The organism is Streptomyces sp. SID5464 (assembly GCF_009862985.1).
GTDB classification, from domain to species: Bacteria; Actinomycetota; Actinomycetes; order Streptomycetales; family Streptomycetaceae; genus Streptomyces; species Streptomyces chartreusis_D.
On record NZ_WWIQ01000049.1, the window covers coordinates 82,575 to 105,376 of the forward strand.

Below are 22,802 nucleotides of genomic sequence, written 5' to 3' on the forward strand. Positions count from 1 at the left end.
CGGCCGGGGCTCTCAGCCCCGGCGGATCGTGATCGTCGTCCAGGCGCCCACGTGCACCCGGTCGCCGTCCTGGAGCGGTACGGGGACGAACGGCTGGATCGGGTCCTCCGAGCCGTTGACCGTCGTGCCGTTCGTCGAGTTCTGGTCGACGACCGCCCAACTGCCGTCGGGCTGCTGGACCAGCACCGCGTGCTGGTGCGAGACGCCCGGGTCCTCCGGCGGCACCGAGAGATCGATGTCGGGGGTGTCGCCGGTGGAGTGCCGGCGGCGGCCGATCGTGATCTGGTTGCCGGTGAGCGTGCGCTGCTGCTCGGGCGAGTACGCGGGCAGGTTCAGGCCCGCGGCCTCGGGTCCTGAGCGCTGCATCATCGCCATGAAGTACTCACGGTCCGGGCCGATGGTCGCGGTCCAGGTCGCCGGCCCCTGGGGCGCCTGGGGCTGCTGCGGGAAGCCGCCGGGGCCGGGCGGGGCCTGCGTCGCGCCGGGCTGCGGGTAGCCGTAGCCACCGCCCTGACCACCACCGGGGCCGGGCGGGGCCTGGGTGGCGCCGGGCTGCGGATAGCCGTAGCCGCCGCCCTGACCACCACCGGGGCCGCCGGGGCCACCGGGCCCGCCAGGGCCGCCGCCCGGGCCGGTGGGCGACGGCGGGGGGATCACCCAGTCGTCACCGCCGCCGCCGAAGGACTGACCGCCCTGCTGCGGACGCCGGGTCTCCTGCGGGAACCCGGGCGGAGCCGGCGGGCCGGACTGCTGGAAGCCCTGCGGAGCGCCGCCGGGGCCACCGGGACCTCCGGGACCTCCGGGGCCGGGCGGCGGTGGGGCCTGCCGCGAGGGGTCGGGACCGAATCCGGGCGGGCCGGGAGGACCACCAGGGCCACCAGGACCGCCGGGGCCACCCGGGCCGGGACGACCGCCGGGGCCGCCGGGCCCGGGGTGGCCCGACGGGTCGCTGCCGAACGGCGGGATCGGCTCGGCCGGGCGGTTCACCTGCGACGGGCGGGAGCCCTGGTACTCGTACGAGTCACCGCCGCCGTACGACGGACCCGACGGGCCGGGAGGACCGGACCGACCGGGCTGGCCCGGCGGCTGGAAACGCACGCCCGGGCCGGGCGGGGGCGGGGCGGCGGGGGTGTACGAAGTCGCCGTGTTCGTCAGGAAGTTCCACCGGCACTCCTCGCAGAACGGTGCGCCGCCCTCACGCGGCGTACGGCACTGCGGGCAGAGCTCAGGCTCGGCGTTCGGTACGGCGGACAGGTGCGGAGGACGCCCACCGGGCTGGCCACCGGGGCCGCCGGGAGGGCCGCCAGGGCCCCCTGGGCCGCCCGGGGGCGGGAAGCCGTAGCCGCCGGGCGGGGGCGGCGGGGGAGGAGGCGGAGGCACGGCACCCGCCATGCGGTGACCGCAGACCTCGCACCAGTCGTCGGAACCCGACTGGTGTCCGTTCGGGCAGGTCGGCATGTCGGCGCGTCCCTCCTTCGATTCCTTCTAGGTCACTTCTTCACGCGAACAGTCTTGGTGGACCGGGTCTCGAGCGTCATCTCGTCGGCCTCCTCGACCTTCGCCTTCAGTCGCACAGTACCGGTCGCGGCATCGACCACGTCCACCACCTTCGCAAGCAGTTTCGCAGTATCGGCGTTCCCGGAGGCACTCGCGAGCTGAACGGCCCGGCCCAGTTTGGCCGTTGCTCCGTCTATATCTCCTGACTTGCGAAGATCCAGCCCTTGTTGGATGACTTGCGCCAATTCCGCCTGCCCGGTGTAGTGGGCGACTTGGGGGTTGATCGACGTCGAGGCGACCATGTCGTCCGTCCACACGGCACGGACCAGGCCCTGCGCGCCGAGGTTCTGGACGGTGCCGTCGGGCTGCGGAATGACCAGCGAGATCCGGGCCGCCAGCATCTCCTGCCCGATGTTCGCGGCCGGGACCTCGACGCAGACGTGGTAGTCACGGGACTCGTCTCCCCAGGAACCCAGGGGATAGTCGCCGGCGCGCGGTCCCGCCTCGGTGCGCCGGCCGGTCAGTTCCTCGACCGTGGGCGCGACCTGCTTGAGGAACTTCACAGTGGTGCCGACCGGGGTCCACAGCCGCAGGGAGACGTCCGCGACCTCCTTGCCCATCGCCGTCTCCATCATCTGCGTGAAGTCGGCGGCGAGCCCGGCCGGGTCGGCGACGATGTCGGCGGTGCCGAGCAGGGCGGAGGCGATCGCTGTGACTTCTTTCACTTCCCAGTCGGTGCCCACGCCGCGCGCGTCACAGGTGAAGCGCCCCGCGCACGCGTCGAGCGCGGCCTTCAGGTCCTGGGGCGCCTCGTGTTCGTTGCGGCCGTCGGTGAGCAGGATGCCGTGCCGGATGGCGACGTCGGCGGAGGACAGCAGGCGGTCGGCCAGTTTCAGCCAGGTGCCGATGGCCGTGCCACCGCCCGCGCTGAGCGAGCGCAGCGCCTTCTTGGCCTGCTCGCGGGTGGTGGCGTCGGCGACCGCGAGGGTCCCGCCGCCCGGGTAGACCTCCTTGGCCACGTGCGTCCCGCCGATCACGGCGAAGTGCACGCCGTCGCGCAGGGTGTCGATCGCGGCGGCCGTGGCGTCGCGGGCGTTGCGCATCTTGGTCGCCGGGTAGTCCATCGACCCCGAGCAGTCGACCATGATCGCCACGGCCGCGGACGGGCCCCGGCCGGGCGAGAAGAGGTGGGGCGCGGAGACCGCGCTGCCGATCGTGCCGCCGCCGGTCGCCGTCACCGTGACGATGGCGTTGACCTCGCCGGCGCCCTCCGGCAGGTACTCGTTCTGGTACACGTCCACCGAGAACTGGGGCACGTTCGACTTCGAGAAATTGGCCATGCCTGCTTCGATCCCCCTCGAAAGCCCCCACCGGAGCGGGGTGATGACGGTGGGCGGACCGGTCCCCTCCGGTCCGCTGAGCCGCCCCCGTAACGCGGCCTCAGGCCGATCCTGCCCCCTGGGAGACGGCCGGGAACGGCACGAGGGCCACTGTTACGTTGTCGTGGCCCCCGCCGTCCAGGGCGTGGCCGACGAGCACCCGGGCGCTGTGCAGCGGATGCGCGGCCGCGTCGAGCGGGACGACCCTGGCCATCTCGTCGGCCGCCTCCGCGTAGTTCCACAGGCCGTCGGTGCAGACCACGACCACGCCGGGCCGGTCGGGCTTGAACGCGGCGGTGTGCGGTTCCAGTTCGTAGGCGTCCGCGCCGAGCCAGCCGGTGATCGCGTGGGCGCGCTCGTCGGCGTAGGCCTCGGCCTCGCTCATCAGGCCCGCGGCGACCATCTGCGCCGCCCACGAGTCGTCCTCGGTGAGCCGGGCGGGGGGTGCGCTCCGGTCGACCGGGACCCAGTAGGCGCGGCTGTCGCCGACCCAGCCGACGATCAGCAGACCCGATGTGACGACGGCGCCGACGATGGTGCACGCGGGGGCGTTCTGGTGCGGGGCGTGCTCGCGGGCCGTGGCGGGTTCCGCGGCGAGCGAGTTGACCGCGCGCGATGCGGCGATGATCGCGTCGTGCATCGCCTGCTGCGGGTGCGTGCCGCGCGGCAGGGCGGCCAGCAGTGCCTCGCTCGCCGCCTTCGACGCCGCCATCGAGGCGTCGTCGGGGCGGGTCGCCGAGGAGACACCGTCGCAGACGATCGCCACGGAGGCGGGTGAGCCGTCCGGCAGCGCGGTACCGCCGATGGCGAACGCGTCCTCGTTGCGGTGGTGGCGCAGGCCGCGGTCGCTGACCGCGGCCACCGGGCCGGACTCCTGCTCCATGTGGTCCCGTTCGCGCGGCTGGGCGTGGCCGCAGTTCTCGCAGTAGCCGTCGTCGTCCACGCGGCCGGCCCGGCAGGCCACGCAGACCTTGCCGCCGGCGCCCGCGGCCTGCGCCGCCGGGTCGGCGGACACCCGTGGGTCCGGTGCCTGGAGGAGGTACTCGTCGGGCTGCTGTGCCTGGTAGGTCTCTGACTGTGCCGGATATCCCCCGGGCTGTGGGGCGTAACCGCCGGGCGCCGTGGGGTGGCCGTCGGCCTGGGGGTGTGCCTCGGCCCGGGCCGAATGGTCGAAGCGGACGCCCGCGGCCGGCGGGGCACCGGGGGGCGGGGGTGGATCCAGGGGCAGCGCGGAGCCGCCCGAGTCCGTGCCCGGGAGGTCCGTCGGCAGGTGCGCCGCCTGCGATCCGCCCGTGCCGTCCGGCCCGGCGCCGGGCCAGGCCGTGCCGGCGGGCGGCACCGACGGCGGCTCGGGATACGCACCGGCCGGAGCGCCCTGCGCGGGCACCGAGCCGTTCATGGCGATGGTCGGGTTGTCCGCCGGCCGTGCCGGCACGGCGGACAGGTCGTATCCGCACGCGCCGCAGAAACGGTCACCCGACTCGAGGGGTTCCTCGCAACTCGGGCAGGCGGACAACTGGGGCATCTGCGACATCAACTACACCCACGTCCGGGGGCGGTAACGATTGGCACGTTCCACCAGGTCGATCCTCTCCTCGCCGCCGCGCGCCAGCCGGGCCAGCGTGCGGTACGAGCGTTCCAGGCCGAAACGCAGGCCCCGCTCGTCCAGGCCGCTGCCGAGCAGCGTCCGTCCTCCGGCGGCGGGAGGGGCGGAACCCTGGCCCCCGGAGAGTACCCAGTCCAGCGCGCAGCCGAGGACTTCGGCCGACAACTGCTCGCGGCGCGCCGGATCCAGACCGTACGCCTCCAGGGCCTCGACCTGCGCCGCGGCGGCCGTGAGGTCCTCCAGGAACGGTACGTCGGACGCGGTCGCCGTGCGTTGCCGGAGCCGCGCGCGGACGGCGGCCACGCGCGCGGCCGTGTAGTGGATGGAGGACTCCGGGACCGACTCCAGCGTCCGTACGGCGCTGCGCCGGTCCCCGGTCGCCAACTGCACGCGGGCCAGCCCGAACGCGGCGCTCACATAGCTCGGGTCGGTCGACCACACCAGCCGGTAGTACTCGGCGGCGTTGTCGAGCTGCCCCAGCACCTCCGCGCACAGGCCCAGCGCCAGCTTGGGCGCGATCTCGCCGGGGAAGGCGTCGTAGATCGCGTCGAAGGCGAGCGCGGCGCCCTCGTCGTCGCCCGTCACCAGCGCGGCCACGCCCCGGTACCAGACCACCCGCCAGTCGTCGGGCCGCTCCCCCTCCAGCGTGACCAGCGCCTCCAGCGCGGCGGGCGGATCGCCGGTCTCCAGCCAGGCCCGGATCTGCCGCAGCCTTGTCTCGATCGAGGGGGCCGGAGCCGCCGCGAGCGCGCCGAGCAGCTCGGCCGGGGCCGAGGTCATCAGGCCCGCCAGGAAGCCGGCGTTGGGGTCGGACGGGTCGACGCGGGGGACGGGGAGGGCGAGGGCGGCGGCTGCGGTGTCGACGGGTTTGACGAAGCCGTGGGGGCTGGGGAGGCTCTGCACGCCGCCGGGGCCCGGCCCGGTCGGGGCTCCCGCGGGCCCGGCAGCGAGCCGGGCGGCGTGGGGCTGGGAGGGGACAGCGGGGAGCGCCGCCGCCGCGGAGGTGCGCCGTTTCCGCACCACCCTCGCCCCGAGCCGGGACACCTCACCGTCCAGCTTCGGGAACAACTCCGTGTCCGTGACCCGCAGCTCAGGCCCGAACAGTGTGGACAGGGCGGGCCGGGCGCGGCCCGTCTGGAGGGAGACGACCTCCCGCAGGACGCCCGTGAGCTGCTCGGTCATCTCCTGCGCGGAGGCGAACCGGCGGGCCGGGTCGGGGTCCGTGGCGCGGACCAGGAGGCGGTAGAACGACTCGTACTGCCGGAACACCTCGATGTTGTCCGGGTCCGGCAGGGAGTCGACGTAGACGTTCGTGTAGCCCTGGAAGTCGAAGGTCAGGACGGCGAGGGTGCGCGCGACGGTGTAGAGGTCGCTCGCCACCGACGGGCCTGCCTCGGCGACCTCCGGCGCCTGGTACCCGACCGTGCCGTAGATGGCCGACTCCTCGTCGTCCATCCTGCGCACCGCGCCCATGTCGATCAGCTTGAGCTGGTCCTCGGTCTGGATCGCGTTGTCGACCTTGAAGTCGCAGTACAGCAGGTTGCGGCTGTGCAGATGGCCGAGCGCCTCCAGGGCCTCCAGGCCGTACGCGCAGGCCTGCTCCACCGGCAGCGGGTCGCGCCTGCCCTGCGGGGTGCGGCGGGCGTTGGCGATCTCCTTCAGGGACTTGCCGCCGACGTACTCCATGACGATGTAGCCGTCGAGGGAGCCCGTGCGCTGGTCCAGGTGCTCGACGAAGTTGTAGATCCGCACGATGTTGGCGTGCTCGATCTCCGCGAGGAAGCGACGCTCGGAGATCGCCGCGGCCATCGCGTCCTGGTCGCCGGTGTCCAGCAGGCCCTTGAGGACCACCCAACGGTCGGAGACCGCCCGGTCGACGGCCAGGTAGATCCAGCCCAGTCCGCCGTGCGCGAGGCAGCCGACCACCTCGTACTGGCCGTGCACCACGTCCCCGGCCTTCAGCTTCGGCACGAACGAGTACGGGTGGCCGCACTTGGTGCAGAAGCCCTCCGTACGTCCCGGCCGGTCGCCGCGGGCACGGCCCACCTGGGCGCCGCAGTCGGAGCGCGAGCAGAACCGCTTCCGCTCGGGCACTTCCGGGTTGTCCAGGACCATTTCGCGCGGGTCGGGCCGCGGGATCGGCGGGACCTGGACCAGTCCCGCCCCCAGCCGGCCCCGGGACGAGGAACCGGCGGCGGAGCCGGAGCTGCGCACCGACACCGAGCGGCCCGTCGCCTTGCCCGACAGGGAGCGCGAGAGGCGGCCCGACACCGAGCGGCGGGACTTCGACGACTGGGACGACGTTCGCGAACTGCGGCTGCTGGAGCGGGAGCTGCCGCTGCCCCCCGAGCCGCGTGAGCCGCCCCTGCCGCCGGCGGTGATGCCGGTGGGGGGTGACCCGACCATGCCGTTCGGCGCGACGACCGGGGCGAGGCCGCAGGTGTCGCAGTACAGTTCGCCGCCGCCCACGTCTTCGTAGCTGCCGCCGCAGGCGGGGCGTTGACATGTGCGTGCCCCACTCATGGACTCCCCCTCGTCGCTCATGCGCCCGGCCCCCTCCGGTCGTCCTCCGGCACGCCCTGGTCCGGCACCCGCGGGCCGCCGAGCAGTTCCGCGGCGGCCTGCTGGTAGCGCAGCACGGCCTGTTCGGCGGCGCGCAGGTCGCAGGGGGCGCTCCACAGCATGCGGCGGGCCTTCTCGTACCGCTCCACCAGCAGCGCGTCCTCGGCGAAGCCGTGCCGGGCGACCTTCGCCTTGTAGGCGTCGAGACGCCCGCGCAGCTCGGCGCGGACCGCGAGGGGCGCGGTGACCGCTGTCAACGACTCGCGGGCGCGCAGCAGCTCGTCCTCCGCCTTCTGCTCCAGCGACTCCAGGAGCGGGGACAGGCGGTGCCACTGGGCCTGTCTGCGGTACTCGGCGGCCGCCGCCAGCTGCTCCTGCAACGCGGTCGGCGGTCCGCTGACGACCGGCACCTCCGTCGCCGCGATCTTCGCGAGGACCTCGCCGCGGGCGGTGCGCGCCTCGGCGAGCGTACGGTCCGCGCGGCTGAGGACGTCCCGCAGTCTGACGATCCGCTTCTCGGCGTCCTGCCGTACGGTCAGGACCGCGTCGATCTCCCGGCGTACGTCCTCCAGGGCGCGCGCCTCCCGGTCGTACACCGTCGTGTCCGGCCTGCCGCCGCCCGGAGCCGAACTGCCCTCCGCGGCCACCCAGAACGCCAGCGGGTCCGAGACCACCTGCTCGCGCAGCTTCGTGAGCGTGCGGGTGATGCGCTCCAGGTCGTCGCCCGCCGGGTGCTCGCCGGGGCGCACACCGACCGAGTGCGCCAGTCGGCGGGTGCGCTGGAGCTCGGCCGCCAGCAGGTCGATCCGGGCCGGCAGCGCCGACCAGACCGCGTCGGCCGCGACGACCATGTCCAGGCTCGTCGCGTACAGCTCGTTCATCCGGTCGACGAGGGTGGCGAGCGAGTAGCGTTCGCTGAGCTTGCTCCCCGTGCCGTGCAGCGTCGGGGCGTTGGCCGTCGCCGTGGCGCTGCCCGCGACCGTGACCGACTCGCCGTTCAGCAGCTCCGTCAGCTCCACCAGGTCCTCGCGGCTGGACCAGCGGCGGCGGGCCCGGATCTCCCGGGCGGTGCGCAAGGCGTCCGTGTAGGCGTCGAAGTACGTCCACAGCAACGTGATCGACGCCTCCGTGGACGTCCAGCGCTCCTGGGTGACGCCGGTGAGCTCGGCGCCCTCCAGGAGTCTGCGGCCCGCGTGGTCCTGGAGGGCGAGGAGCGAGGTCTCGATCGCCTCGTGTTCCGCGCCGAGCCGCGCCAGCGCACGGTCCACCTCGTCCCGGTCCATCACCGGCCCGGTGGATCCCGTGACGCCCATCGATCACCTCTCGCTGCGGTTGTGCCGGTTGGGGGGTCGGTGCGGTGGTCAGGTCGTGCGGAGGTACTGCGGTGCCGGTGGTTCCGACTTCTCCGGATCCCTGCCCAGTGTCGCCGACAGCCACTTGCCGTACGACGCCTGCCAGCCGTTCGCGGTGTCCTTGCGGTAGTCCACCAGGATCTGGTTGACCCGGCGTACCAGGTCGTCGGCGTCCTTCTTCATCGCCACGCCGTAGTACTCGGCAGTGAAGGCGTCGCCCTTGAGCTGGACCGTCGGATCCTGTGCCGCCTGGCTCGCGGCGAGCGCGCCGTCGGTGACCACCGCGTCGACCTCACCGAGCTGGAGCCTGACCAGGCAGTCGAGTTGGTTCGGGACGGTCGTGGAGATGTCGGTGCTGGCGGGGAGTTTGCCGTCCTTCTTGTCCGCTTCCAGCGTGGAGTACGCCGTGGAGCCCGCCGCCGTGCAGATCCTCTTGCCGGCGAGCGTGTCGTCGTAGCCCTTGATCGGCGAGGACTTGGGGGCCAGGACCTGCTGTCCCGTCTTGAAGTAGGGCGCGGAGAAGGCGACGTCCGCGATGCGCGCGCAGTTGATCGTCATCGTGCGGACGACCATGTCCACGCGCCCGTCCTTGATGGCCGGGATGCGCTGGTCGGTGGGGATCGCCTTGAACTGGACCGCGTTCCGGTCGCCGAGTATGTCCTCGGCGATGCGGTGGACCAGGTCGATGTCGAAGCCCTCCAGCTCCGCTGTCTTGCCGCTGTTGGGGTCGCGGTAGCCCCAGCGGTAGCTGTTCTGGTCGACGCCGACGATCAGCTTGCGCTTCTCGCCCTTGCGGTTCTTGATCGCCTGGATGGTGTCGCCGTCGGCGGAGGAGGGCGACAGGGTCTGCTTCTCGGGGGCCTCGCAGTCCTCTTCGGCCTTCTCGGCCTTGACCCGGGCGGACTGGGCGACGGCCTGGCCGTCGACGGTCCTTGGTCCGGACAGCGGGACGCACAGTGCGAAGACGGCCACCAGGGCACAGACGACCGCCATCGCGGCCACCCCGCCCCAGCCCTTCAGACTGGCCCGCAGACGTCGTGCTCCCATGGTCGCGCCCCCTTTCACCCGTGTCCCGTTCATCGGTACTCCGACAGCCTGCGGCCGATGCCGAGCACCGCGCCCGCGGCGCCCAGCACGGCGAGGACGGCCGCGCCCGCCGACAGGCCCGTCAGGGCGTCCCGGCCGTCATCGGCCGCGCGCTTGAACTCGGTTTCCTCATGCGCGAGTGCCGTGCGCAGGTTCTCGTCGACGCTGTCGAAGCACTCCCCGGTCGTCTTCCCGGTGCCGATGACCTTGTCCAGCGCCTGCTGGTAGTTGCCGTTCTCGTCCTGCTCACGGGCCGCGGTGTGGCGCTTCTTCCACTCCGTCATGTTGCCTACGGCGGCGGTGACGGGGTTCTCGCCCGATGCGTCGTCGGCGAGCTTCCCGGCGGCCGCCAGGTACTTGCCCAGGGCGCTCATGTCCGTGCGGAAGTCGTAGTCGTAGGCGTCGTAGGTCTCTTCCCCGACCTTTTTCGTCTCGGCGCCGCGGGCCACCAGGGTCAGGTTCTCGTTGCCCCGTGCCTTGAGGGAGGCGATGCGGGCGTCGTGCAGCACGTTCAGGGAGCGGACGCCGTGGTCGTAGGAGTCGTTCAGGCCCGCGCGGGCGAGGCTGTGGCCGACGACCAGCCAGAGCAGGACCACGGTCGCGGCGGCCGTGGCGGCGACCAGGCCGTGGTTCAGGACGCGGTTCGTGCGCTGGTAGTTGCGGTGCTGGGCCCAGGCGAGGGCGGCCAGAGCGAGGACGCCCAGGGCGATGGCGGCCCACGGGTAGGGCGTGGCGTCCGCGTAGTCCGCGCGCAGGCGCTGGTTCTCCTTCTTGTACAGCTCCTCCGCTGCCGGGAGCATCTGCTGCTGCATCTTCTCGTTGGCGTAGCGGAGGTAGGCACCGCCGACCGGGAAGCCCTGGCGGTTGTACGTGCGAGCGCGCTCGACCAGGCCCTTGTACTCCGGGAGGAGTCTGTTGAGCTTGGCGATCGTCGCCGCGGACGGGGAGTCCGGGTCCGAGTTGGCCGCGGCGTTGACGAGTTTCTCCGCGGCCGTGCGGATGTCCTTCTCGTAGCGGTCGCGGGAGGCGGCCGTCTCCTGGCCACCGGCGAGGAAGCCGCTGGAGGCGGCGGTGTTGGCGTCCGCGAGGGAGCGGTAGATGTCGGCCGCGTCCGAGCTGAGGGGCTGACTGCTAATGAGGACGTCGTCGGCGGCGGCCGCGCGGTCGGTCATCTGCCAGGCGGTGACGGCACCGAAGGCGACGACGAGGAGGGCGAGGAGGGCGCCGATGATACGGAGGCGGCCGGGCTCTGTGGTGGCGGCGGCACGGAGTTGGTCCAGTCCCTCGGCGAAGGCGGTACGGCGGGGCTGGGGTTCCGTACGGCCGTGAGGAGGCTGGGCCGGTGGCGTCGGTTGTACCTGTCCTGGCTGGGCCGGTACCGCCGGGAGGGTGGGCAGGCCCGGGCCCGTTGGTGGTGTGCTGCTCGTCGGCAGGTGTGTCACTGTGACCTCCCCCGTGGTCATCCGTCGCCGCAAGTATCCCTTTCGGCACTGACATCCGCACCGCCCTTGCCTCGATCTTGATCTGATCGCAGCGCGAGGCACCACCCCTTGCCCAGAAACACGTCGGGGGGATCGGTTCGGTTCCCGCCGGCGATGCGCGCGGCTACTCCACGTAGCGGCGGAACCCTTGAGCCAACGCCGCGAAGCCGCACGCTTAGTAGAAGCGATGGACGTACTCGTCGTCCGCTGCCGGCAACTGCACCTTGTAGCAGCCGGCCGACTCTCCCAGGCGCACCGCTGCCTCCATCAGTTGACGCCCGACGCCCCGCCGCTGAAAGCGGTCGGCCACCACCACGTTCTCCACGAACAGGATGGCCCAGCCGCCGCGGGTGAGATTCGGCATCACAATGCAGTCCGCCGTCCCGGCCACGGCACCGTCCCCCTCGGCGACCAGCACGGTTCGCCCCTGCTGCCCGGATATCGCCGCCAGACGGCCTCTGCAGACGTTTGGGTCAACGGCGCGTCGTCCCGGTTCAGTTCGCCGTAGAGACCCAGCAGGGCTCCCAGATCCGCCTCGGTCGCCGCCCGCACGGTGATCTTCATGGGGTGAGCGTAGAGCGCGGGCATCGGCGCACGTCAGAGTGGACACCGTCCAAGACGAGGATTGAGGTCCGACGCACCATGGCTGATTTCGACAGATACGGCACCTGTACGCACACCGCCGAAGACCTGGTACGACTGGTCAGTGCCTGCCTAGGAGTGGCATTCACGGAGCGCGAGAGCGACTACCGGGGCGTCTACCACGTCGCCGACCTCGACGGCGTCCGTGTCGAGGTCCAGCCGAATGAGATCCCCGGGGACGACGAAGACGAACCGTGCAACGCGGCGAACCCGGAATGCCACGTCCTCGTGCTGACGACCACTCCGCTCCCCGACCCCACCTTGCGGACCCGGTTGGAATCCGTCGAAGGCCTCGTCCATCTGGGGCACGAGTCCGTGTGAGAACCGGGATCGGCACTCGCTGTCGGTCGCCATGCCCCCAGGACGGTCAGTCCCCCGTCGGGGTCTCCCTGCGGCGGAGAACGATCAGGGTCGTTCCGCCGATCAGGAGCAGGGTGATGGCGATGCCGGCGATGAGGGGGGTGACGCCCGAGCTGCCGGTTTCGGCGAGGTTGGTGTCCGTCGCCGTGCCGCCCACCGAGGCCGGGCTCGGTTCGCTGAGGGTCTGCGTGGCCGTGCCCGTCCCGCTGCCCTGGACCTGGCAGTCCAGCATGCCACTGAAGCGCTGGGTGAAGCCGCCCGGCCCGTGGATCGTGAAGTCGTACGCCTGGTCCTCCTGGAGGGGGACCGTCACCGTCCGGGACTCGCCCGCGGCGATGGTGTGCTCGAGGCCCTCCAGTTCGAAGGTGAAGGGCTCGTCGCCCTTGTTGGAGGCGGTGATGTCCACCCCGCCCTCGGCGCAGTTCTTCGCCGCCGACAGTGCCGGGACCGCGCCCTTGTTCGCCCAGGTCGCCCCTGCCGTCGCCGACACCGTCGACTCGCTGGAACCGGCCAGGATCTGCGTCTGGCTGCGGCTCTCGGAGGCGAAGGCACGGCCGACCGGCACGGTCGTCGAGGCCTGCACGGTCAGGTCCGCCATGCCCGCCGCCGCGTCCTGGGGCACCTCGAAGAACACCTGCCCGCCGTCGGACGTGGACGTGACGGCCTTGCCCTGCTCGTCGACGATCCGGACCCCGCTCGTGGCGGCGTCCGCGGGCGGGCTCACCGTCACGCTGCGGGCGTTCGTGTGCACGGTCACCGGGCCCAGCCGCTCCCCCGGCCGGCCGGAGACCGCCGGCGGGTCGAGGGTGAGCGAGGCCCGGGGCTCGGGCCGGCTCCGGGCGCTCTTCTCCAGGTAGTCCGCGAGCTGCTCGGCCTGCGGGTCGAGGGCGTCGACGGCCACGTCGTCCGAGTACCGCCAGATCGCCACCTGCGTGCCGGCTGCCGCGTCCTGCTCGGTCAGCGCACCGCGGACGCCCGCCTTCCGTGCCAGCGCCGCCAGGTCGTTCACCTGCGGGTAGGAGTTCTGAAGGATCCAGCGGATCCGCCCGGCGTCCTTGTTGGCGCCCAGGGACGTGCCGCTCCAGGGCGTCTCGTGGTACTTGGCGTCCCGCTGCGTCGGGTTGTGCAGGTCGACGCAGTACGTCTGGAGCGTGCCGCCGCCCTCGACGGACATCTCGAACAGGCCCGCCGACACCTGCTGGTCGCCGGTGGCGCCGTGTATCACCGCTGTGCCGTACGTCTTGAGCCCGGCTATCGTCGCGGTCGCTCCGCCCTGACTCCGCGTCGTCTCCTCGGCGGCCGCCTGTCCGGCACCGGCCAGCACGCCCGCGGCGACGAGCCCGGACACGAGCGTCGCGGCACCGAGGCGGGCAGCCCCTCGCCTGCGTACGAACACCGCAGAGAACGAAGCAAACACCAAATTCCCCTTCGAGCAGGACCCGTTGACGTGGGGGGTACGGTCCCACCAGCAGAAACACAGGCCTCACAGGTCGCAAGAGCCCCGAGAGCCATGCCCGGCATCCTAGGTACGAGGCGGACGCCGCTCGCCGGTGAGACGGTCGGACGAGTGATCCGACTCGGAATCGTTATCGCCAAGACCCCTTGTGAGCAGGGCTTATCGACAAGTCCACCCCTGATTTTTCGGTGCGCACTCGCCGATAAGCCTCAGTTCGGGCAGGTGCGGGGAGTGATTGACGTTACGTCAATACAGCAGCTTCCGGAGGTTGTTGGGCGGGAGCGTCCATCGGGCTCGACGAACCCTCCTGCGTGGTCTCCCAGTTGGGCTCCGGCTGTGCCGGTGCCGGAGCCGTCTCCGGTTTGCCTCGGCGGCGGAACGCCGAGGTGCCCCAGGCCAGGTCGTGTCCGATCGCCACCGCGTCGATGTCCGCCGACGTCCAGCTCTGCCCCTCGCGCACGTCGGTCCGCACCTTCAGCCTGCCCTGGACGATCACCGGCTCGCCGACCGTCAGCGACGCCGCCGTGTTCGTGGCGAGCTGCCGGTTGGCCCACACCGTGAAGAAGTTGGTGTGCCCGTCCGTCCACATGTTCTTCTCGCGGTCCCAGTAGCGCGCGGTCACCGCCAGCCGGAACCTCGCCGACGGGCCGGACGCCATCTCCCGGTACACCGGCTGCGTCGCCACCCTGCCGACCGCGCAGACCATCGTCTCGTTCATCGCGAACCCCTCCCTCGCCCGGACTGCGACACCGGGCCCACATGCGTACGGGCCCGTCCCGTACGGCTGCGTCTGCCAGACTGCCGCCGCCGGGCCGAGCCCGCTGAGCGCTGTGGATCACCGCCCGCCTGTGGACAACGCCGTCACCCGGACGAGTGACGCCGAGCTGTGAGTGAGTGATGCGGGCAGCGAGTGATGCCAACGGCCTAGTGGTGCCAAAGGGGTGGTTGAGGCAGAGGGCCGAGCGACACCGAGTGGCATCCGGCCCGTCACAACCGCCACGCCCCCGGAGTCACCGTCCCGGCCCAAGCGTCACCTCCCCGCCCCCACCACCCTCCCGTACTGCTCCCGAACCTCCCGATACCGCAGCAGCTCCGCCGCCACGGGATCCAGCACGCGGGCCCTCCCGCACCCGGCTGCCGCCTCTCGCAACCGGCGTTCCGCCTCCAGGCCGTAGCGCCGGGCAGGCCCCCGCGCCGCCATCCGGCAGCTCCACTCGATGAGCGGGCCGCCGACGATGCCGATCACCATCAGCAGCACAGGCACGCCCAGGTTCGGCGACATGACGCCGACGATCTGGCCCAGCAACCACAGGCCGCCCAGGAACTGGAGGATCGTCATGGACGCCTGGGCGAGCACGGCCACCGGCCACCACCCCGGCCGCGGCGGCCGCCCCGTCGGCACTCCCGCGCGCACGCTCAGCTCGTCCAGCGCCTCGGGCAGCCCCCTGGAGCCGCGGACGGCCGCCTCGCGCACCGCCTGCGCCCAGGGCGCGGGCAGGCCCGCCGTGGCCCGGTCGGCCACCGTCCGTACGGCGTGCTCGACCCGCTGCCGGGCGGTGGCCTCCTCGTCGGCCTGCGTGCGCGAGGGGAGCCGCCCCGTGGTCGGCTCGCCGCGGTCCTGGTACCAGCGCCACAACCGCAGCCAGGGCGTGCCGCAGGCGCGGTTGGCGTTGCGCAGCCACGCGCGTTCGGCGGCCTCGCCCGCCGCCGTGGCGCCCACGGCGTCCGCGAGCCGGTCCGCGAACTCCTCCCGGGCCTGTTCGCTGAGCCCGGTGCGCCGCTGCGTGGCGTAGACGGGCCACAGCCGTGCCGCCGCGATGTCCACGTCGGCCGAGATACGGCGGGCCGGCGCCGTGCGCTCCGCGACGAACTGGCCGAGTGCCTCGCGCAGTTCGCCGACGCCGTCCCCGGTGAGTGCGGACAGCGCGAGCACGGTCGTACCCGGTTCGCCGTACTCCCCGAGGGCGATGCCGTCCTCGTCGAGGAGCCGTCGCAGATCGTCGAGGACCTGCTCGGCGGCCTCCCCGGGCAGCCGGTCGATCTGGTTGAGGACGACGAACATGACCTCCGCGTGGGCCGCCATCGGCCGCAGATAGCGCTCGTGGAGGACGGCGTCGGCGTACTTCTCCGGGTCGACCACCCAGATGACCGCGTCGACGAGCGCCAGGATGCGGTCCACGTGCTCGCGGTGCTGTACGGCCGCGGAGTCGTGGTCGGGCAGGTCGATGAGGACGAGTCCGTGCAGCTGCGATTCCCCGTCCCCGGTCGGCAGCGGACGCCGGCGCAGCCGGGGCGGGATGCCGAGCCGTTCGATGAGACTCGCCGCCCCGTCGCTCCAACTGCACGCGATGGGAGCGGCGGTGGTGGGGCGGCGTACCCCCGTCTCCGAGATGGCCACCCCGGCGAGCGCGTTGAACAGCTGCGACTTGCCGCTGCCCGTGGCGCCCGCGATGGCGACGACGGTGTGCTGCCCGGAGAGCCTGCGCCGCGCGGACGCCTCGTCGAGCACCCGGCCCGCCTCCGCCAGCGTCCGGCTGTCGAGCCGGGTGCGGGAGAGCCCGACCAGTTCGCGCAGGGCCTCCAGGCGGGAGCGCAGCGGCCCGTCGTACACCAGCGGGGACGCCGCCGGCGGGGCGGCGGGGCGGTTGTCCAGCACGGCGTACTGGTGCCCTCCGGTGGTCTCGTCGACCCGCCGAGCGATGAGCCCGTCGTCCCAGGTGCCCGCGGAGCCCGGGGAGCCCGGGGAGCCCGGGGAGCCCGGGGAGCCCGGGGAGCTTGTTGGGACCGGGGAGTCCGTACGGGCGGAGGAGTCACCGTCCCGCACGCGCGCGTGGGCGCCGTTCGTGCTCCCGCCCTCGGAGGCGTTCCGGGAGGCCTTCGCCGACGGGTTCCCGGCAACTGCTGCCTTGTCCGCGTCGCCCGGCTGTTCGGCGCGCTCGGTGTGGTCCTGGTCAGTGACGGCGGCCACCGGTCACCTCTCCTTCTGCAGTACGGACAGGGCGGCGATGAGTTCGGCCTGGGGCTCCGGGTGGACGTCGAGGGCGTCGAGCGGGGCGAGCCGGCGCTCGCGTTCGGCGTGCAGGACCCGGTCGACGTGCTCGGCGAGCAGCCGTCCGGCCCGGTCGCGCAGCCGCAGCGCCCCGTGGGCGCCGATCCGCTCGGCGAGCCCCTCCCCGGCCATCCGGCCCCGGCGGCCGCCCAGCAGGGAGGTGGCGACCAGGGCGGCGACCAGCTCGGGGTCGGGCGAGAGGTTCCGGTCGAGCTCGCGCACCTCGTCCTCGGCGTACTCCTCGAGCTCCCGCCGCCAGCGCCGTACGGCGAGACCGATCCGGTGCTCGGCGCTCTCCGCGGCGGGTTCGCGGTCGGCGAGCCCGGGTGCGGCCGCCGCTGGTTCGCGCCGCCAGGCGTCGTCGATGCGCTCGTCGGCGGCGGTGACGGCACACAGCAGCAGCGCGCTCAGGCTCTCCACGAGCGCTTCGAGGAGTTCACCGGCGGTGCAGTCCAGGGGGAAGGCGCGCCACCGCTTGAGGGCGTCTCCCGCGAGCACCGCGCCGGCCTGCAGCCGGCCCCGCACGCGCGTGTGCTCGCTGTCGTACGCCCCGTCGACGGCGGCGATGAGCCGTAGTGCGGCGGCGTACTGTGCGGCGGCGGCGCCGGCCAGCTCGGGCATCCGGGACTTGAGGGAGTCGAGGACCCCGCGCGCGGTGCGGGCCATGACCTGCTGCCGGGCCGCCGGGTCCTGGGCGTGGTGGACCAGCCAGGTGCGCAGCTGGGCCACGGCGCTGGCCGGCAGGAGTCCGCCGCCCCAGGCCGACTCGGGCAGTTCGGGCACGGTGAACCGAGGCACCTGCCCGAGCCCGGCCTTGGTGAGCAGGGCCCCGTACTGCCGCGACACCTCGGCGACCACCTGGTGGGGCACCCGGTCCAGGACGGTGACGAGGGTGACGTCGTACTCCTTGGCGGTGCGCAGCATGTGCCAGGGCACGGCGTCGGCGTAGCGGGCGGCCGTGGTGACCATGATCCAGATGTCGGCCGCGCAGATGAGCTCGGCGGCCAGGACGCGGTTGTCGGAGACCAGGGAGTCGATGTCGGGGGCGTCGAGGAGGGCGAGGCCGGGCGCCAGCGTCTCGGCGGTCTCGACCCGCAGCACGCGCGCGGGGTTCTCCCCCGGGAGCAGCAGATCCTCCGTGGCGTCCTGCTGAGGCACCCACACGCGTGTGAGGTCGGGAAGCACCCGCATACCGCTGAACCAGTGATGGTCCTCGGGGTGACAGACCAGCACGGGGGTCCGTGTCGTCGGCCGCAGCACCCCGGCCTCGCTGACCCGCCGCCCCACGAGGGAGTTCACCAGCGTGGACTTCCCGGCTCCGGTGGAGCCCCCCACGACGGCCAGAAGTGGCGCTTCGGGGTCTCTCAGCCGGGGCACCAAGTAGTCGTCGAGCTGGGCGAGCAGTTCATCGCGGCTGGCACGCGCGCGTGGGGCCCCCGCCAGGGGCAGCGGAAAGCGTGCGGCGGCGACACGGTCGCGCAGGGCGGAGAGTGCGTCGAGCAGCTGAGGCCGTACGTCCAAGGTCACCACATGTGAAGAATGCCCAATTTTAGGGGAATTCTGAAGCATATGAGCATGTCTGCGCGCCGACAGGACACAAGGGATGGAAGGGACTACTGGGACACGGGTCCACTCCAGGCATAACGAGTGCACAACACCCGCCGCGTGTGACGCCAAAAGCGGTGCACGATTCGTACCTGCCTGCGATTATCAGGACCGCTTCACCGAACCTCCACATCGAGCCACGGAGGCGAAGCAACAGGGACAAGGACGCGGGAGCCCTATCCTTGTCCCCGGCAACGTCACGGATCGGCCCACACCAGGGCACCACGACAGAGGCCACCACACCGGCCCCCGTAGCTCAGTGGATAGAGCAGGCGCCTTCTAAGCGCTTGGCCGCAGGTTCGAGTCCTGCCGGGGGCGCAAGTCTCCGCCCTCCCGTTCGGGAGGGCTTTTTGCTGGTCGGAGTGGGTGACACTGGGCGCAGCGAAGCCCCGGCACCTCCTTGGTGATCAAGGGCAGGTGCCAGGGCTGTCCGGCTGTCACCGGGTTTCGCGCGTGGCCGTGTCGAGCACGTGTCGAAGTTCCAGGCCGCGCCGGTGTCAGCCGGTGGACGACTGGTCGGGGACATCTCCGGCAGCTTCGAGCCGCCTCTTCAAGTCGGGCAGCCGGCCCTCGAGGCAGCGGGCGCAGGTCGCCAGGAGCACGGCAACGCCGTTTCCCGTCCGCTCGGCCACCGGGGCGGGATTCCGTCGTCGCCCGCCCGACTCGCCTTGGAACAGCGGATCACCCGGCTTGAGCTGTTCGTCCCCCGATGTGCTGCCCCATGATGCCCGTCAGGGCGGGATGCCCGGGACAGCGCGGTCCCGCCGTCCGCGCGGCCCTGCAGGTCGCGTCGCTCGTGGATGTTCCCCGTGTCGATCCACTGCTTCCCCGACCTCCGGCGTCGCCTTGTGGAGCAGCAGCCGGCGCCCACTGATCCTGGGCACCGGGATCGGGCAGGGGCGCTTACTCGACGGGCACGTCTGGTGGTACGCGAGGACGGGATGCCTGGACGCTGAGGTAGACGAACTGGCCGGCGTCCACAAGAACCTGACCCGCAGCGCCGTCGTTCTGGTCTTCCACTGCAAGCTGTTCGTCCGAGGCGGGTGCCCATTCCCTGCGTCAGCCTCCAATGGCTCCTAGAATTTGCTGGGACGCTTTCCCACCTGCTTCACCGAAGCAAGTGGTTTGAGCTCGTCGCGATCATTTTCCTCGCGAAATGCTCTTGCCAGCGTTTCCCAGCGAGCTGCAAGCTGGCTGCAGAACCGAGAAACACCCTGCGGGGAAGATGCACTCGGCAAATCGAAAAGGCACCACATTTGGCGATGCTTGAGGATGTTTCGCAAGTCCTCAATTCGCCCATTCCTCCGCCCTTGAACTTCTTCTACCTTACCCATGAACTCATCGTCTCCGCTTGCAGGCAGATGAATTACGGGATCGCTGCTATACATTGGATAGGGAACGGTGAGTTCGTAGATTATTTCGCTTGAAGTACCGGTACGGCCAAACTCACGCATTGCTCGAATGGCTTCGCAGCGTGTCTGCCAATGCCTCCTGTTTTCAACGAGTTTAGCCACGAGACTCCATCCCTTTTCCTCTTCCTTCAGCCACCGACGAAAGCTTTCAGGCGTCAAGCCGCCGGCCAAACTCTGGGCGCTTCGATGCTTCCATACGTGAGCAGCCACGGCAGCCGATCGCTCTATCAGCAGCTGCTCATAGTGCACCAATTCAATTTCGTGCACATTGTCAGGGCGTAGCCGGTTGGGGTACCTTTCAGGATAGTGCTGCTCAGCCCACCGGATAAATTCTTCTCTCCTCCTGAGACCGACAAGGTCCGGATCATCCGCCAGGATCCAGGGGCGGATAGAGCTGGCAAATCCGCTGTCTTGGTTGCGCGAAGACAGTTCGAGAAAGTGGACCGCCCTCTCGGCCAAGTCATGAACCATTCCGCCGATCTCCTCCTCTATTTCGTCGAGCTCCTCTTCGTCGAGCCGATCAGAAAAGTACCTACTTCCACTTCTGGGCTGCACATCTGTATCTGCCACGCCTCCTCTTATCGGGAGAATGCAGGTAGAATAGATGCAAGCAGTATCGTAGTAGATTTGCCAGTGGGACAGCAGACGCGAATGCCGCATCAGAACTGTTATGTCCCGAACCTTGATCGGCCAGAACAGTTGCGCTTTCGGGGTCTCGAATACACCCATCACATCCCGGATCTTCGCAATAGCCGGATGCTTGACACCCCTGTAAGCCGATATGTATTTGAGGCCACGGAAAGGGGACTTATGGCCATGACGAAGGACGCGGGTCCAACAGCGTCGGACCGGATTCCCTACCAACAAGAGATGCAAAGCGGCTCGGGGTACTTTTCGCTCCGGTATTTTACGCGGATAGAAGTAAGACCGCCTCAGTTGCTCCGCTCTGACCTGACCGATGAATTGAAAAAATTCTCGCTGGATCAGCCTTAGCTGCGCTGTTTCGATTGGGCCCTCCGGGAGGACCTCGCTGACCTCCTTGGGTAGAGACTGGCCAGAACGTGGATTACCTTCGCCGTCTACCTCTCCTTCTTGGTCAATAAGGTACCGCTTAAAATCTTCAAAGTACTCTTTGAAGATTTCAGTGATACGTTTCCGGAGATTCTTGCATTCCTCTGCTCGCAGCCCACTGGTCTCGTCGCGCGGCGACCAGTCCGCACTCAGTCGTTCACCCATGGACAATAGAACCGCCTGGCGATACCTGGCCATGAGAATCGGAGCCCTCCACCAATCTCCGCGTATGGAAATACCTTTGCGGCGAAAATAGACCGGCTTTCTTCTGAATGGATGATAGATCTTCAGATCGAGATCCGATGGTGCGAGTTTGATGGCATCTTCATATGTAACGACTGCGTCGACGTGCATCCCTATCTGTTCTTGCAGCATGCCTACCTCGAGGCGGAGATAGGGGTTGTGAGGATCGAGCTGCAGAGCCTTGTAATAATATCGCAGCGCTTCATCAAAACGTCTGCTCTTCTTGCATTGTTGCGCTTGTTGGACGTTTCTGAAGAGTTGGGGTGGGACCGCGAGGCGTCGCCATGCAGGCCAAGGCGGCTCGTCAACAAGCCTCGTCAGTGGCAACACGAAAGCGCACACTTCGTAAGCTGCTTGTTCTAGGGCAAGATCCCATGTCTCATCAGTGCACGTGATTGGTTGACTGGCCCATTTGGGCAGTACCATCACCTGCACTGTCACGCCGCGCTTGCCGTTCTCGCTGTTGAATATTGCACCGTTGACTTGGTACGCGTAGCTGACCTGCCCGGCAGCAAGTAGCCTTCCGATACTGACGGCCAAACTTGCGCCGACGTTCTTCGTGTCTATAGCTGGGCTGCGCAACACTTCCGCGAAATCAATCTGCTGTGAACCTCCTGGAATAGGTTCGGGAGCTTGGATGTTCACCTGGTTCAGCTTCTCTCGGAAACTTGTCGTCAACCTGTCGATCGACGCATTGGATCTACCCGTCTCATCTCTCAACGGGGGCACAGAAATAGGTCCAGGGGCACTTATCCTTTTGGACATGCCAATTCTGCGCCAACAGTAGACTGCTGTCAGGCAGAAGATGCCGAGTATGAAAAATCTATAGGGTTTCAGAACCGCCAGAAGCCCCAGGATCGGCTTACCCTCCCATTCCGTGACGTCTACCCCGAATGCCAAGATTCCGCACAACACTGCGATGGCTGTAATGGCAAAGTAAGCCGACCATAGAATAGGGCGAGGTTTCGGGACGGAGGCGTCAGCCCAGTGACCCGACTTTCTCCTTCTATACATGATGACCTCGGCGGCACGGCGCTCAATAGAGTTACGTCCAGTCTAGGTTTCGAGTGTGAGCTCGCATCTTGGCGATGGCGTGCACTCGGACGAGATGACTTGGCGAGCTCATCTCTCGATGAAGGGTCAATTTTTGCGCCAGATAAACAGTTGTCTATTCACTCTGTTTGTCCCGTAGCGCCGAGAATCCCATGCCGGATGAGCGGTGGGACCGCACCGAACGTCTGGCAATGCCTTCACGAGGTCCTGCTCACCGAGGGACGTCTACCGCGAGCAGGTTTGAGCTCGCGACACCGTGCCGGTCATCGCCCGCCGTGGGACCCGGCACGACGCCGGACTGGGCACCTACCGCCGGGTGGTCGAGCGCGCCTTCGCCCGGCTCCACGGCTTCCGACGCTCGCGCACCCGCAGGGAATCGCAGGGCGGACCTTGCATCGCTGCGCGGTTCGGCATCGCCGAGGGCGACCTGTGCGTTGAACCACGCACGAGTTCCTTGCCGACGGCCGACCGGTGCAGCAGTCGACGAGTGGGGAGCCGTACGACCTGACCGCCTACACACTCGTCCTTCTCCCCGAGGGAGGACCACACACCGGGGCGGGAGTCGTGAACCGCATGGCCGCGCTCGGCGTCACCGTTCACCCCCGCCGTGGGGCAGCCGGAGTCGAGCAGGCGACCGCCGAGGGAGGCGTCGCTACTCGATGTCCACAGGGCCACACTCGTGACGTACATCCAGCGGACCCACGACGCCGACGACAGGCAGCCGGTACAGACGACGAACATGGTGGTACCGCCGCTCACAGTTAGATCATTTGAGAGATACCGATCAACCGTCACCAGCCCTGCTTCTGCCACATGTCGAACGGGAGAAGCGCAGATCCGCCGGCGACCTGGTGAGGACCGTCCCCTGCCCGCCCCGCCCCCCGCCACCTCCCCCCGCTTCCAGCACCCCCGGCCCAGGCCCGATCATGGTCCGGGACCCACCGTGGG

At 70.0% G+C, this 22,802-nt stretch carries 14 protein-coding genes, 1 tRNA gene and 2 pseudogenes; 4 read left to right on the forward strand and 13 right to left on the reverse strand.

What is annotated here, in order from left to right:
* Positions 1-12: 12 nt before the first annotated feature.
* The 8 genes from GTY47_RS23475 to GTY47_RS41165 form a co-directional block, all read right to left on the reverse strand.
* Complete coding sequence (locus GTY47_RS23475; RefSeq protein WP_040904173.1) at positions 13-1,458, reverse strand: FHA domain-containing protein; 1,446 nt, start codon at positions 1,456-1,458, stop codon at positions 13-15.
* 32 nt (positions 1,459-1,490) lie between these two features.
* Positions 1,491-2,837 (reverse strand): VWA domain-containing protein, encoded by a 1,347-nt coding sequence (locus GTY47_RS23480; protein WP_010046757.1) that lies wholly within the window; start codon positions 2,835-2,837, stop codon positions 1,491-1,493.
* Between the two features lie 100 nt (positions 2,838-2,937).
* Positions 2,938-4,410: a PP2C family serine/threonine-protein phosphatase gene (locus GTY47_RS23485; RefSeq protein ID WP_010046759.1), complete on the reverse strand. Its 1,473-nt coding sequence runs from the start codon at positions 4,408-4,410 to the stop codon at positions 2,938-2,940.
* A gap of 3 nt (positions 4,411-4,413) precedes the next feature.
* Positions 4,414-7,005 (reverse strand): serine/threonine-protein kinase, encoded by a 2,592-nt coding sequence (locus tag GTY47_RS23490; protein WP_029181648.1) that lies wholly within the window; start codon positions 7,003-7,005, stop codon positions 4,414-4,416.
* Positions 7,006-7,022: 17 nt separating this feature from the next.
* Positions 7,023-8,357, reverse strand: coding sequence for a hypothetical protein (locus tag GTY47_RS23495; protein ID WP_010046762.1), 1,335 nt, complete (start codon positions 8,355-8,357; stop codon positions 7,023-7,025).
* 48 nt (positions 8,358-8,405) lie between these two features.
* Positions 8,406-9,443 carry a glutamate ABC transporter substrate-binding protein gene (locus GTY47_RS23500; protein ID WP_173937292.1) on the reverse strand — a complete coding sequence of 346 codons (1,038 nt, stop codon included), beginning with the start codon at positions 9,441-9,443 and terminating at the stop codon, positions 8,406-8,408.
* 29 nt (positions 9,444-9,472) lie between these two features.
* Positions 9,473-10,924, reverse strand: a complete 1,452-nt coding sequence (locus tag GTY47_RS23505; protein ID WP_010046764.1) for a hypothetical protein — start codon at positions 10,922-10,924, stop codon at positions 9,473-9,475.
* Positions 10,925-11,138: 214 nt separating this feature from the next.
* Positions 11,139-11,381: a GNAT family N-acetyltransferase gene (locus GTY47_RS41165; protein ID WP_010046767.1), complete on the reverse strand. Its 243-nt coding sequence runs from the start codon at positions 11,379-11,381 to the stop codon at positions 11,139-11,141.
* Positions 11,382-11,605: 224 nt separating this feature from the next.
* On the opposite strand from GTY47_RS41165, the gene GTY47_RS23515 reads away from it, so the two are divergent.
* Positions 11,606-11,926 (forward strand): hypothetical protein, encoded by a 321-nt coding sequence (locus GTY47_RS23515; protein ID WP_029181649.1) that lies wholly within the window; start codon positions 11,606-11,608, stop codon positions 11,924-11,926.
* Positions 11,927-11,972: 46 nt separating this feature from the next.
* Here the strand turns inward: GTY47_RS23515 and GTY47_RS23520 are convergent, their stop codons facing one another.
* The 4 genes from GTY47_RS23520 to GTY47_RS23535 all read right to left on the reverse strand — a co-directional run bounded on the left by GTY47_RS23520 (position 11,973) and on the right by GTY47_RS23535 (position 18,000).
* Positions 11,973-13,382: a Cys-Gln thioester bond-forming surface protein gene (locus tag GTY47_RS23520; protein ID WP_078602963.1), complete on the reverse strand. Its 1,410-nt coding sequence runs from the start codon at positions 13,380-13,382 to the stop codon at positions 11,973-11,975.
* Between the two features lie 280 nt (positions 13,383-13,662).
* Entirely contained in the window at positions 13,663-14,139 is a 477-nt protein-coding gene (locus GTY47_RS23525) for a single-stranded DNA-binding protein (RefSeq protein ID WP_010046771.1), read from the reverse strand.
* A gap of 312 nt (positions 14,140-14,451) precedes the next feature.
* Complete coding sequence (locus tag GTY47_RS23530) at positions 14,452-16,389, reverse strand: YfjP family GTPase (protein ID WP_010046773.1); 1,938 nt, start codon at positions 16,387-16,389, stop codon at positions 14,452-14,454.
* A gap of 3 nt (positions 16,390-16,392) precedes the next feature.
* Complete coding sequence (locus GTY47_RS23535; protein ID WP_029181650.1) at positions 16,393-18,000, reverse strand: dynamin family protein; 1,608 nt, start codon at positions 17,998-18,000, stop codon at positions 16,393-16,395.
* A 320-nt stretch (positions 18,001-18,320) separates the two neighbouring features.
* Between GTY47_RS23535 and GTY47_RS23540 the strand changes: the two genes are divergently transcribed.
* Positions 18,321-18,393, forward strand: a tRNA-Arg gene (locus tag GTY47_RS23540).
* 758 nt (positions 18,394-19,151) lie between these two features.
* Here the strand turns inward: GTY47_RS23540 and GTY47_RS23545 are convergent.
* Positions 19,152-21,446: a tetratricopeptide repeat protein gene (locus tag GTY47_RS23545; protein ID WP_158688457.1), complete on the reverse strand. Its 2,295-nt coding sequence runs from the start codon at positions 21,444-21,446 to the stop codon at positions 19,152-19,154.
* Between the two features lie 667 nt (positions 21,447-22,113).
* Here GTY47_RS23545 and GTY47_RS41170 point away from each other — a divergent pair.
* Positions 22,114-22,236: pseudogene (locus GTY47_RS41170) on the forward strand (IS5/IS1182 family transposase); the annotation flags it as partial.
* A gap of 12 nt (positions 22,237-22,248) precedes the next feature.
* A pseudogene (locus GTY47_RS41175) lies at positions 22,249-22,619 on the forward strand (GntR family transcriptional regulator); the annotation flags it as partial.
* Positions 22,620-22,802: the final 183 nt, after the last annotated feature.

What these genes read in the sequence shown, in the direction of transcription:
- GTY47_RS23475 (WP_040904173.1), bottom strand. Translation starts at nt 1,458, where the DNA reads ATGCCGACCTGCCCGAACGGACACCAGTCGGGTTCCGACGACTGGTGC.
- GTY47_RS23480 (WP_010046757.1), bottom strand. Translation starts at nt 2,837, where the DNA reads ATGGCCAATTTCTCGAAGTCGAACGTGCCCCAGTTCTCGGTGGACGTG.
- GTY47_RS23485 (WP_010046759.1), bottom strand. Translation starts at nt 4,410, where the DNA reads ATGTCGCAGATGCCCCAGTTGTCCGCCTGCCCGAGTTGCGAGGAACCC.
- GTY47_RS23490 (WP_029181648.1), bottom strand. Translation starts at nt 7,005, where the DNA reads ATGAGTGGGGCACGCACATGTCAACGCCCCGCCTGCGGCGGCAGCTAC.
- GTY47_RS23495 (WP_010046762.1), bottom strand. Translation starts at nt 8,357, where the DNA reads ATGGGCGTCACGGGATCCACCGGGCCGGTGATGGACCGGGACGAGGTG.
- GTY47_RS23500 (WP_173937292.1), bottom strand. Translation starts at nt 9,443, where the DNA reads ATGGGAGCACGACGTCTGCGGGCCAGTCTGAAGGGCTGGGGCGGGGTG.
- GTY47_RS23515 (WP_029181649.1), top strand. Translation starts at nt 11,606, where the DNA reads ATGGCTGATTTCGACAGATACGGCACCTGTACGCACACCGCCGAAGAC.
- GTY47_RS23525 (WP_010046771.1), bottom strand. Translation starts at nt 14,139, where the DNA reads ATGAACGAGACGATGGTCTGCGCGGTCGGCAGGGTGGCGACGCAGCCG.